The sequence below is a fragment of the Paenibacillus sp. J2L1-98 genome (genome assembly GCF_056269405.1).
The window spans coordinates 44,474-56,798 of record NZ_JBWDNW010000017.1; the positions used below are offsets into that span (position 1 = coordinate 44,474).

General features: G+C 45.4%; 11 protein-coding genes. All 11 read right to left on the reverse strand.

What is annotated here, in order from left to right; genetic code table 11:
- Positions 1–121: 121 nt before the first annotated feature.
- Positions 122–1,465 carry an ABC transporter substrate-binding protein gene (locus tag AC0YNZ_RS23310; protein WP_475828888.1) on the reverse strand — a complete coding sequence of 448 codons (1,344 nt, stop codon included), beginning with the start codon at positions 1,463–1,465 and terminating at the stop codon, positions 122–124.
- A gap of 185 nt (positions 1,466–1,650) precedes the next feature.
- Positions 1,651–2,766: a mannitol dehydrogenase family protein gene (locus tag AC0YNZ_RS23315; protein WP_475828889.1), complete on the reverse strand. Its 1,116-nt coding sequence runs from the start codon at positions 2,764–2,766 to the stop codon at positions 1,651–1,653.
- Between the two features lie 22 nt (positions 2,767–2,788).
- On the reverse strand, positions 2,789–3,562 hold the full coding sequence (locus tag AC0YNZ_RS23320; protein ID WP_475828890.1) for a glucose-6-phosphate isomerase family protein: 774 nt from the start codon (positions 3,560–3,562) through the stop codon (positions 2,789–2,791).
- 13 nt (positions 3,563–3,575) lie between these two features.
- The gene (locus AC0YNZ_RS23325; protein WP_475828891.1) at positions 3,576–5,342 is read right to left on the reverse strand and encodes a class I mannose-6-phosphate isomerase; all 1,767 of its coding nucleotides are present in this window, start codon (positions 5,340–5,342) and stop codon (positions 3,576–3,578) included.
- A 16-nt stretch (positions 5,343–5,358) separates the two neighbouring features.
- Positions 5,359–6,807 (reverse strand): xylulokinase, encoded by a 1,449-nt coding sequence (locus AC0YNZ_RS23330; RefSeq protein WP_475828892.1) that lies wholly within the window; start codon positions 6,805–6,807, stop codon positions 5,359–5,361.
- 392 nt (positions 6,808–7,199) lie between these two features.
- Entirely contained in the window at positions 7,200–7,922 is a 723-nt protein-coding gene (locus tag AC0YNZ_RS23335; protein ID WP_475828893.1) for a GntR family transcriptional regulator, read from the reverse strand.
- A 222-nt stretch (positions 7,923–8,144) separates the two neighbouring features.
- Positions 8,145–8,483, reverse strand: a complete 339-nt coding sequence (locus AC0YNZ_RS23340) for a hypothetical protein (protein ID WP_475828894.1) — start codon at positions 8,481–8,483, stop codon at positions 8,145–8,147.
- 28 nt (positions 8,484–8,511) lie between these two features.
- On the reverse strand, positions 8,512–9,282 hold the full coding sequence (locus tag AC0YNZ_RS23345; RefSeq protein WP_475828952.1) for a hypothetical protein: 771 nt from the start codon (positions 9,280–9,282) through the stop codon (positions 8,512–8,514).
- Between the two features lie 67 nt (positions 9,283–9,349).
- Positions 9,350–10,081 carry a transposase gene (locus tag AC0YNZ_RS23350; RefSeq protein WP_475828895.1) on the reverse strand — a complete coding sequence of 244 codons (732 nt, stop codon included), beginning with the start codon at positions 10,079–10,081 and terminating at the stop codon, positions 9,350–9,352.
- A gap of 265 nt (positions 10,082–10,346) precedes the next feature.
- Positions 10,347–10,640, reverse strand: a complete 294-nt coding sequence (locus tag AC0YNZ_RS23355; protein WP_475828896.1) for a transposase — start codon at positions 10,638–10,640, stop codon at positions 10,347–10,349.
- Between the two features lie 212 nt (positions 10,641–10,852).
- Positions 10,853–12,265, reverse strand: coding sequence for a sugar porter family MFS transporter (locus AC0YNZ_RS23360; protein ID WP_475828897.1), 1,413 nt, complete (start codon positions 12,263–12,265; stop codon positions 10,853–10,855).
- Positions 12,266–12,325 lie beyond the last annotated feature (60 nt).

Consider the following 12,325-nt stretch of genomic DNA (forward strand, 5'->3'; position numbering starts at 1 on the left):
ACTGGGAATTAGCCAAAGAAAAGCCTTATGCTTGGAATAAAAAGACAAAGCATTCACATTCCTTTCTTAGAGGGGACTAACTCTTGCAGGTTATGCAATCCTTGGCCCCCCATTCATTGTATTATTTCGATTCCAGTGCTTTATTGTTCAGATTATTCGCTTCCTCTAAAGCTTTATCCGCTGGCATATTGCCTGTTAACGCCTTCGAGATAGCAATTCCCGTATTGTTGATAAATTCGTTTGACTGTGGGATTTGTGGCAAGTAATTGGTATTTCCATTATCGATGGCTTGCAACATGGCATCCTTAAAGGCTCCGAATTTCGATGTGAACGCTTTACTTTTCATCGCGCTCAATGAAGTGACGCCTGAGTTTGGATCTATCGACATCGATTTGGTTTGCTGCTCCTTCGCTGTCGCCCAACTCATGAACAGCCAAGCCGCTTCTTTATTTTTACTGTCTTTTGACACATACATACCGTGCACCGCCAAAGAGGAAGAGCCTCCTTTGGGATTGCTTGTTTGTACCGGTACCGCTGCATAGCCTACTTTACCGACGACTGATGACTCTTTCGGGTCTTCGTTGAATGCCCCATTGACTGTAGCGTCTATGGTCATGGCCGCTTTGCCTTGCTGGAACAGCAATCGATTTTCCTGCCAGCCGAAGTTCGCGACGCCGACTGGGCCGTACTTTTTAAGAAGGTCTTTGTATTGATTCAACGATTGGATGGCTTCAGGTGTAGCAAGGTTTGATTTGCCTGCTTCATTCAGCCATTGGCCGCCCATCCCCCAGAGGAATGCGGCCCATACATACACATTTTGGATGCCCTGCTCACCGCGAAGCGTGATCCCCGCAATTTCGCCCTTCGATTCATCGTGGATTTTCTTTGCGGCTTCCGTCATTTCATCGAACGTTTTCGGAACCCCAATGTTGTATTTCTCAAACAAATCTTTACGGTACATGAGGAACGTGCTTTCCCCATACACAGGCAATCCGTATTGCTGCCCGCTCACTTCCATTGCCTTCAAATATTTGGGGACGAAATCCGCCGCATCGTAGTTGGCGTTCAAAGTTTTGTCCTGCGTAAATTTGTTCAGCGGTTCTACGTAGCCCGCCTTCACAAAGCCAATGCCGTGAACACTGTCGTCCATCACAATGTCATAGCGGCCCGAATGGCTAGAGAAATCCATTAGTGCTTTGGAAGTCAAATCGTTAAAGGGAACAAGCTCCAGATTCACCTTAATTCCCGTTGCCTTCTCAAATTCCGGTAGCATCTTCTTAATGGCGTTACTTGTCGGATGCCCTTCCAGCAATGCCGAGATTTCCTTGCCCTTATACGGTTGATCGGATTTGGCACCATGCGCTTCTTGCGACTGTTCCTTGTTCGACGTTTGACTCATGCAACCAGTCAACATCATACTGATTGCCACCAAACTGGCCGCAGCTATTTTCCAATTCTTTTTCATATATATTCCCCCAATAATTTCAACTAATCCAGGTCATGTACATCAATGAGAGGCATTGCCTTTCAGTTTTTTCATAATATTCGCTGAGGCACTGTCTCTTATTTCATAATTAAACATGATGCTAATATTAAAGCGTTGAAAGATGAGCGTTCGGTCTGCGCGTTGCCATGCCTACCAATCAATTTTTATCTCTTCACCCATTCGTGGTAAAAGAATTCGCCCTCCGGTGTTCCGCACCAAAGCTCTCTTAACCGAGCCTTGATTTGATCTTCATTCAACAATTCGGAATCGAATCTTGCGCCTACGGAAATAAGCTTGGCAAGGAAGGCAAGCCCTTCACGGATGTCTTCCTGCGACTCCAGCAGCTTGATTAGGGGCCAAACGAATCGTTCATCCGTCGTAAGCTTGGACCATAAATTCCGCGCAACCGTCCCGAGTTCTCTCGGAATTTCTCGATTGTTCAGCCGTTTTCTGTATTTTTGCTGCCATTGAACCAACTCATCTAAATCGGCATCGTATTCAAGCACGAGCATTTTTTGCAGCAGTGTCATATACGGGGCCACTTCCCGATTCAGTTCAAGACTTTCAGCCGCTTCGTATAAATACGTTTTTCCCTGTCCCATAGCAATAAAAGACATAGCGTCGGCATATGTGTTTAATAATAAGCGCTTTCTTGAAAAGTGCTTACGTAGATGATGAACCGACGGAATCAACGCTATCCCTGTATCGTCGACAACATTGGCATCTACGGAGCATTCGTGGAAGCTTTCACAGGTAATTGTCGTACTCTCGGGCCAAGATGCGGCGCATATCCGATCCACTATAGTATCGGGAACCCGAATACTGGCCATTCTCTCTTTTTGCTCAGCCGTCACCGCCGCGCTCTGCAGCAATTCCTTGAAGTATACGCCTATGTCCTCCACATTTTCGCAGCAAATCACTGTGCGGTCCGCCGTTAGGTCGCTGTTTCCCCACACCTCTGTTAAGGTACGGGCTACATGGATTAAATTTTCCCTTCGGACGGAAGTGGTCACCACTTGGGCTTTGGTTAAATAAGCGACTATTCTCTCTTTGTCTCGGACGGGTGATAAAGACTCTACAATATTGATTTTCTGATAACGCATTTCCTGCGGGGCATCCGTCACGTCAATCAAATAGCTTTTCGTCTGGTTCAATTCCTCGTTCAGCGCCTCATTGGTATCAACTAATACAACATCGTATTGGCTCTGATATAACAATGGGACCACTAAACCTCGGCCTAAAGCCCCCGCGCCAAAATGAACCACCAATCGATTACTCATATCATTCAAGCTCCTTCCAGTATTAAGGTGTAAAATGTTCCCATACTTCCCGCGCCACCCTTGGATTATATACAAACTCAAACAAATCTCGGTTATGCTCGTACTGGGTATAGATCGGGACGCCTTTTTCAATGCCGAACTCGGGATATTCGCGTGCTCTGCGGATTTCCAGCATAGCTTCTTTGTATTTCGGATTAGCCCGCCACTGCAATTCCTTCTCCTCGACATAAGGAAAATGTGCAACTCCCCCGTGAGCGCGAACGCCTGCATAATCAAAGCCATAATCCCTGATGCACCAAGCCCCAAACAACATCTCCCGATCGATATTCGCATTGATCGTGCAGTGCGCCCAGCCTGGGGGAACAATGACCACCTCTCCGGCTGCTGCCTTAACCGCAAAACACCTCCCGGGGTGATCCCCGTCGTATTCCTGCATATAAATGATCGCATCGCCGGACCAAATTTCATACACTTCTGGTGTTGAGCTTTGGCATGAAGTAGAAACTGAATGAACATGACCTTGACTGCGAATCGGCTCCATTCCTATCTGACCCTTGGCGAAAATCATCGCTCCGTACAATAAATTTCGCTGTTTCAAGTCCTGTATGTCCGATTCCTTACCGACATCCATTGCTACGGAATATACAATCTCAGGCCCGTACGCATCTGGCTGGCTTAAGCTTTTGCGAATATCGTCAAGTCTTCTTTTTTCTGCCGCAGGTCCGAATATACCCTTTCCATACTTAAACGTCATGTTTTCTATGTTGGGTTGGATTTCAAATCCAGGATAGTACAAGTTGCATCCCTCCTTAACTTCTCACATAAGCCTTGATCGTGGCGATCGTTTGACCAACTGACCGGCCGTACGGTTTAATCGTATACTCGCCAATGCAAGCCGGAACGATGAATGTCTCTGAATAATGGACAACAAATGGCTTGAACTCCATCGTTGGCGATTCCACTATGGCTTCTTCGCCCTCAATCAAATTCAATACGTTGACGTTTCCGCCGGTATGATGGGTAACCTCATTTGAAAACCAATGTCTGCGGGTTTCAATGAACTCGAGTTCATGCAGTCCAGTCCGTTCTTCCCTCCAGCCATCCCCTACTGCGATCAACTCGACCCGATTAATCAAATTCTCTTCTACCCACTTCGCATTTCGGTCATATTGAATGACATGCTTTCCATGCTCAATATGAACCGGCCGTGGTACGCCGTCCAGACCGACCCGACCCCAATCCCACAGTTTAAAGGTAAAAATATACGGGGTGGCGCTAATCTCCAGCACCATCGCATTGCTACCCGAACAATGAATCGTTCCCGCCGGAATTAATACATGATCGTGTTTTTTTATTGAAAACTTATTAATATACTTAGCGTCATCAAAGGTTTCTCCTTTGTTCTGAGCCTGGGTTAGCGCCGAAATCAATTCGTTGCTGGTCACCCCCTCCTTTACCCCCAAATATACACATGCATCCTCTCCGGCATCCAACATATAGTAGCTCTCATCCTGCGTATAGTGCATGCCAAAATGCTCTTGTATATACTCCGTTAACGGATGAACTTGCAGACTCAAATTCCCTCCAGCCATCGTATCAAGGAAGTCAAAGCGAATCGGGAACTCCAACCCAAAGCGGGAGTGGACCTGCGCTCCCAACACCTCGTTTGGCCTGCGAAAAATCAAATTCATCGATGGGATCTCGATGGTCACCTCTCCGATCTTCAAATTGAGAGAGTTCTCTTCGGGAACTCCGTCAAAGCACCAGGCGAAATTGTTCATTTTACGCTCCAGCATGCAAACTTCTTCCATCCAACGGCCGCCCCAAACACCTTCGTCAAAATAAGGGACCAACCGGAACGGTTGCTTGGAGGCCTGATCCAATGCGCCACGAAAGGCATCTCCGGTAATCATTTTGGGACTTTCTTTCACACAACTGTCAAGCAGAAAATCGATCTGGTCGAACAAGCTCCTCTTGTGTCTATCCAGCACACGCCATTCGATAAAGTATGCCCGTTTATACTTTCGCAGCGTATCCTCTTCAAAATTACCTACACCCCAATTATCGAGCTCCCTGCTTCTAAAGCGAAGTTGAATTTCCCAACGGGGCATATCTGCATAAACGAGAATATCGCCTTTCGTCACCAACGATGCACCAATCCCGTATACCACCACGAGTCCTTCCTCGACCTGTAGAATCGACTGGCGCATCGCTTCCACTTTGTCCATATCGAAGAACTCATTCAACTGATGCGAGGAAAGAACGCCAAACACCCGGTCATCCGTAATGTTTTGCTGTAACTTGGGATATAGCACCTCTTCCGGCAGTTTCGCTTCTTCGGCAAAATAAATATGCGCAGCACCTAAGCGCCGAATAAGGCCGGCATATATTTCCTGATGCCTCACCCCGTGATAGAAATCGAATGATAGTACGATCTTCTTGCCGGGAATAGTGCTCACTTTACGGAGCAGTGCTTCAACCAAGTCGTCATACCCCTGCCATGCCTCATCATCGAAGCCCGAAATCTGCACAACCGGAAACTTATCATAGTTTGATGTACGATGTTCATAATACATTGTGGTTGTCCTCCTGTTATTCATCATTAGCAATGCGCTTTGCCCACTTCATAAATTCATGATACCGCCCGGATACGATATCCGAAGGATCATGTCCGGTTACCACATAGCTTTCGGGGCGGTCGGCCAGCACCAAAGGATCCTTCTGTTCAAGCGCCGCTTTGGTCAAATAAAAAGCTCCCAAGCTTGTCGTAGAAATCGAGTTTTCCAGCACTTGAATCTCCTCCCCCAATGCTGTAGCAACAATCTGGGCAGATTCCCTGCTGGAAACCATGCCCCCTGAAAATAACAGCGGCTGCGTGATATCGAGTAATCCAAGTGCTCTGAACCGGGAGATAATCGTACGAAGCTGGAAGACGACTCCTTCCATCACGGCTAAGTGCATTTCTGAAGACGTATGCGATGCAGCCAGATTGATAAAGGCGCCCCTGGATTCATTAAACCAATAAGGGCTTCTTTCACCGATCAAGTATGGAAAATAGTAGGGTAGTGAAGCCTGCGGATACCTTCCCCTTGCCCCCTTCCCCAAAACACTTTGAGCCCATAGAAGGGAGTGTCCTGCCGATTGCATGGAACCTGTGGGTACATATCCCGGCTCTTGGCTTACATAGGTATAAGTCATCAGTCCGCTGGCGAACTCTTTGACCGGCTGAGTCTGGTAAGTACTAACCCACGCGGACGTCCCCAATTGGCAATATCCCTGCCCCTTTTGGGTAATGCCAAGCCCAAGCGCGCTGACGGGGCCGTCACCTCCGCCGACAATGACCGGTATACCGTTTTCGAGATGCAGCCGTGCAGCCATTTCGGAAGTTAGCCGACCGACGACCGACGAAGGTCGAACGATTTCAGGCAATAGGCTCGAAGGGATTTCCAGCCGTCTGCAAATTTCCTGTGACCACTGCAAGCTTTCAATAGCCAGTAGCCCGGTACCTGACGCATTGGTCACATCTGTAACCAAGCTGCCTGTGAATTGATTAACCAACCAATCCTGAGCCTGAAGGATACGGCTGTTTTCAAGCAGTTGAGGGTGATATTCCTTGATCCAAAGCAATTTGGAGATAGGTAGACCAGCATCAAGCCGCTGGCCCGTAATCGTATAGAATTCACTCGGGGCAATCCGTTCTTCGATTCGCTTCATCTCATCGGAATAACGGCGATCCTGCCACGTCATCGCTGGGTAAAGCGGCTGACCTTTCATATCGGTCAACAGACAGCCCGACATATGCCCGGTAAAACCGATTGCCTCGATTTTATATTCGATCGAATGATGTTCTAAAATGGTTAAAGTCGTTTCGATAACAGCCCTTAGCCAATCCTCCGGGTTTTGCGTAGCCTCCCCCATCGGTCCGAATGTCGTGACATAAGACCCTTGACTGCTAGCGATAATGTGCCCGTCCCAATTCCACAAGCAAGCCTTAAGTGAACCCGTGCCAACATCATATGTGAGAATCGCTTGTTTCCTCACCTTCTAGAGCCCCCCTTTTTTAGATTATAATATCATAATGTCATAACATTTATGAATAAAAAATAAGGTGACTGATTATCCAACCATCTAACTAAAGGGTTGCATTTTTTGAAGCACCCGCTACTCATCTTACCTCATAACTCATGTTAACATTGCATAAAATACCTCTGGAATCAAATACGATTTATTGTAACAATGTATGACATTTTATTAAGTTTAAAAAATACGCTCTTAAAAAGACATTTCAGAAAATCTCGCTCTGTACTCTCAGATATCACCTACTTTCGTATGAATAAAGCGATTACAAACGTACTTATCACCCCCCACAGAAATAATAGCGTCTTCACCGACAGACCTGTTACGTCATATTGTCATAATATTCATTCAGAACATTACTCCGTCTCAACAAAATATCTATATTTATCTGCTCTATAAAACGACTCAGTATACTCTATGGTATTTAAATTTGCATCAAACGAAGTCCTTATTCTTTTTAATATGGCCGATCCTACTTCAACATCTAAAGCGCGACTTAAATTATTATCAGCTATTGTTGCTTCGATGTATTCTTTTATCTTACTGACAATAATTTTTTTAGACTTTAAAATGTCATATAAAGAGCCGCTATAGTTTTCCGGGTCCAAGCTAAGATTTATGTCTCGTTTTAAATATGTTACAAAAACGACAAGCGGTTCATTGTCCACACATCTTACTCTAAATAATCTGTATACTTCATCACTTTCATTGATCTTTAATGCTTTTGCCACTTTCTTGTTTGATTTTTGTAGTTCAATTATTACAGATTGAGTAGAAGGTTTAAGTCCTCTCTCTTCCATTTCATTTGTAAAACTTTTTACTTTGAATAGATTTTCTTCAATTTTTTTTCTGATAACTATAGTACCTTTTCCTCTTTGTCTTGATAAATAGCCTTCTGTAACCAACTCATTTATCGCTTGTCTTACGGTAATTCTGCTTACTTTGAATTTCTTTGCAAAATCTAATTCTGGTGAAATAATTTGACCATGGGCAAATTCCTCATCTTCAATTTTACTTAACAATATACTCTTGATTTGTGCATATAACGGAGGAGCACCCTTATCAAAATTAAGCTCCATAATTATCCCCTCATTTTCAAATATCCATGTATTAATGTCATAACATTTAAAGATCCGATTCAAAAAGATTTATTGATTTTTAATTAATATTAGTTTACCAAGAACAAAGATTTATATCAATATCTAAGTTTAAAAATTAAAATTTATTATTTTCCAACTCAACTTTTGCAAGCTCAAAAAAAGCAGGTAACCCTTAATTTATTTGGGTAAACCCTTAATCCACTACTGGAGTTGTGTTTGAATAAGACCTGAGGGATAAACGCTAATATTGACAGTATCCCAAATCAATGCAACCACTTTTGCTTCAATACCAATGGTGGTAATGTTCAAGACCGAATGTCTCGTATACAAAGCGGCCAAACGATGGGACTCATCTGCCAAAATTTTTCCCCTACGGTCGGTCAGGTTGCAAATCGATCCGTTCGTATCGAACTCGGCCTGAAATTGGCCCAATGAATAGGTCGTTCGCGGATTCAGGCTATGGCCCTCCTGCCATTCTTCCTGTGAAGACGCCAGATTCTGAATGACCACCAATGCTTCATGTTGCTTATCCTCGGACAAACGCCCGGCTTCCCTTTTGCTTCTTGAACTAGTCCGTGTTAACTTGCGACTGTCTCCACAACGCATCGTAGTCGTCCAGCGTGACAAACTCATATCCTTCCTTCTTCAGAATATCTTCTGCCTGCTTGATGCGGTCCGGTCCGTAGTACCAGCTATATGCCATCGCCTGCATGAAATGGCCATTGCTCATACGGTTACGGATTTCTTCCACCAGAGCGGCCACAGCTGCTGCATCCTTCGTTTTGTCCGCTTGAGGATAATTTTGGGAAGGCAAGCGGGTCAAGCCGTGATAAATTGCGACACCGTCATCCAACAGCCGATTTGCATTCTCGGACGTCGTGCCGTCGTTGCGTCCCATATCGGCGACCATCGCTTTCATCTCTACATTCGGGATGATATACGTATTGATTAGATTGTTGTCAACTTCGTCATTCCACGGTGACCACGGATGGGAATACAACCCGAGCATGTCAAGATCAAGCATTTTCATGTACACGTCCGTTTTTTGGAAGTAGTCGAGTAAAATAGCCTCTTGATCCATCGCTACGCTGCCGTCTTCGTTCAAGACGCCTTGCTTACCGTATCCGATCAGCGGATACGGGTAGCCTGCTCCGGAAATGGAATTGAAGAAATAGTCCTTATCTGTCGTCGTATCGTACAACCACTCCATCAGACCCGGCATCAGAAACCGTACGGCCGGGGCGATGCCGTAATTGATTGCCACCTGCCCGCGAACCTCCTGATCCCACTGCAAATATTTGAGGGCGTACTGGTAGTAGCCTGGTGAATCGCCGCTAATGCTTACATCGAATCACATTTCTAAGTATCTTCATTATTTATCGGTTAAACACCCGAATATTTGAGTCTCAGTCACTTAAACTAACGTTGACGTAGCTTTTCTTCGTTTTCTCACACTTTAACTGTTTTAGCCTGACTTGTTGCATAGCTACCGCTTGACGGAACTGCTTCGGAGCCAAATCATATAGACTTCCGTGCATGCGCCGCTCGTTGTAAAAGCGAATATATTTCATCACGATCTCGTACGCCTCCTGGTAGCTGCTGAACTCATACCGCTGCAAACATTCAGCTTCCAACAGACTGTGGAAGGATTCAATATGCGCATTCTTGTTTGGCGTCTTTGGAGGAATTCTCTCGTGTGTCACGTCATGCTCTGCACATGCCTCCTCAAAGATATGAGAAATAAACTGTGGCCCGTTATCGGTACGGATCACAGGGCGCTGATTCGTTTCAAAAAGCTGTCGCTGCCACAAGGTACGCTGAATCAATCCTGCTGCATGTTTCCCTTCACAGGACAGTCCCATGTGGAAATCGATGACCTCACTGTCTAACACATCAATGACGCACAGCAAGTAGAAGAAGCGCTGTTCTCCTGTAATGTAGCCACACTTGATTTCCATCTCCCAGAGGTCGTTCGAAGCCTTAATCTCGCGGTTATTGGTCCATTTGCGCGGATGCTTTAATCGTTTTCGCCGCTGCGGCTGGAGCATCTCATCGAGTAACCGGTATACTTTCTTCTTGTTAATCACCAAATCATACTCACGCTGCAAGCAAATCGTCAATTTGCGGTAACCATACACGTACGTTTCCCGTTTAATAGCTCACAGAGCCATTCTTGGATCTGGCCGTCACTAATAGGTATGCCTGTTTGGGTCATCGAGAAACCAGGCACAAGACGACCGCCTCTATGCTTTACAGAGTTCTGGCTGCTTGGCTGTTTCTTTCTGTAATAATAGATTTGTTCGCTTACACCGACGATCCGCAGGATGCGGCTAACTGCATACCCCAGCATAATCCATTTGTCGGCTATTTCAATTCTGTCCGATAAACTGGGTTCTGCTTTTTTTACAAGTCACGAAGAACGGCAATCTCCTGATCCTTCTCACCTAGGAGCTCCTTTAGTTGTTTGTTTTCACCTTCAAGTGCTCGAAACTCCTGTGGTGACGGTGAATAGACGCTGATTACTTTAGCCGAAGAATCTGTTGTCTTCCAATCCGTGTGCTCTGCTTGTTCCATCCAACGGTTAAGCATTTTCGAATTTATGTTATGGCGACGTGCTACTTGTGCAGAATTCCCGACTTCCTTCGCTTCTTGAATCACTTGCTGTTTGAACTCGATCGTAAATCGTCTCCGTTGCATAAAAAATCCCCTCCACTGATTCTTCATCTAGCTTACTACGTTAAGTAACCTAGACTTAAATCCAATTTCGGGGCTTAAGAGTTATCACCTTTTCGTTTCTTCTGTAATTATAATTGCTCCATCTGCTTCCTACCGGATGTATTTACCGTTCTGGATAAAGAATAATGGAGCTTTAAATACCTTACGCTTCTTTTTTAGTCGAGCAGATTCGCTTATTTAGGGTCAAGTTTTGGGATAACGGAAGCTGAATCCCCATTTGTAGAAGACCATAAAGACTCAATTTCTTCGAGCGATTTACCCTTTGTTTCCGGAACAACGCGCCAGGTGAACAAAAGGGTGATCAAGGACATGCTGCCATAAATCCAAAACGTAGATGCAGGACCTGCGGAGCTAAGCAGTGGCGGAAATGTTTGCGAAACCAGATAATCCGCTGCCCAAAGCATCATAGTGGCAATCGCTGTCGCTTTTCCGCGGATACGGTTCGGGAATATTTCAGATATGATGACCCAAACGACCGGACCAAGCGATATCGCAAAAGAAGCGACATAGAGCAAAATGAAGACAAGCACGAGCGGACCTGCGGCATGTCCGGTATGGAAAGCTGCGCCGATGATCAGCAGGCATATGGCCATCGAAGCTGTACCGACGAGGAGCAGCGCTTTACGTCCTACTTTATCAATGAGCCACAAGGCCACAATGGTAAACACGAAGTTAATGAAGCCAACCAATATGGTCTGAATGAGTGAAGAATTCGTGCCGGCACCCGTTGCTTTGAATATTTCTGGGGCATAATACATGACAGCATTAATGCCTGTAACCTGCTGAAGAACAGCCAATCCTACACCAACGAGCAAAGCAATACGAAGTCCGGGACTGAAAAGCTGATGAATAGAACCGCTTTCCTCCTCGAAGGATTGCTTAATGTCAATGACTTCTTTTTTGGCAAGTTCCTCGCCATGAATTTTCAATAAAATAGGCAGAGATTCCGCTGCTCTTCCTTGTTTGATCAGCCATCTTGGGCTCTCGGGCACGAAGAACAGGAGGATTAAGAACAGCAAGCCGGGTACTACACCTATGCCAAACATCCAGCGCCAAGCGGAGGCTACGCCCCAAGCTTCATCGCCTGATCCGGAAATCCACACATTAACGAAATACGTAAGAAAAATTCCACTAACGATAGCGAGCTGATTGAGTGCAACAAGCCTGCCGCGGTATTTCGCGGGAGCAATCTCGGCATTGTAGAGCGGACATAGCGTGGAAGTAATGCCGATCCCGATTCCTGCAATGATTCTAGCGATAATAAAACCGGAAAAAGTTTCAGGTATGGCAGTTCCAATCGAGCTAATAATAAACAAAATTGCTGCAATAATTAATACTTTTTTTCGTCCGAAGCGATCGCCCAAAATGCCTGACATGGCCGCCCCTACAATACAACCGATGATTAAGCTTGATACGGCCCATCCAACCTGCAGCTTAGATAGATCGAACCGATCCTCCATAAATCCGACGGCACCCGATACGACTGCTGTATCGAAGCCGAATAATAATCCGCCAAGAGCGGATATCATGGAAACAAGCGTCACAAATTTCATGCTTACTTGTTCATTTTTGTAGGGTATTCCCATATGCGTTTTCTCCTCTCTAAAATCCCATCCTGTACTAAAGTGAATTTCATTATATCAAGC

What these genes read in the sequence shown, in the direction of transcription:
- AC0YNZ_RS23310 (WP_475828888.1), bottom strand. Translation starts at nt 1,465, where the DNA reads ATGAAAAAGAATTGGAAAATAGCTGCGGCCAGTTTGGTGGCAATCAGT.
- AC0YNZ_RS23315 (WP_475828889.1), bottom strand. Translation starts at nt 2,766, where the DNA reads ATGAGTAATCGATTGGTGGTTCATTTTGGCGCGGGGGCTTTAGGCCGA.
- AC0YNZ_RS23325 (WP_475828891.1), bottom strand. Translation starts at nt 5,342, where the DNA reads ATGTATTATGAACATCGTACATCAAACTATGATAAGTTTCCGGTTGTG.
- AC0YNZ_RS23335 (WP_475828893.1), bottom strand. Translation starts at nt 7,922, where the DNA reads ATGGAGCTTAATTTTGATAAGGGTGCTCCTCCGTTATATGCACAAATC.
- AC0YNZ_RS23355 (WP_475828896.1), bottom strand. Translation starts at nt 10,640, where the DNA reads ATGCAACGGAGACGATTTACGATCGAGTTCAAACAGCAAGTGATTCAA.
- AC0YNZ_RS23360 (WP_475828897.1), bottom strand. Translation starts at nt 12,265, where the DNA reads ATGGGAATACCCTACAAAAATGAACAAGTAAGCATGAAATTTGTGACG.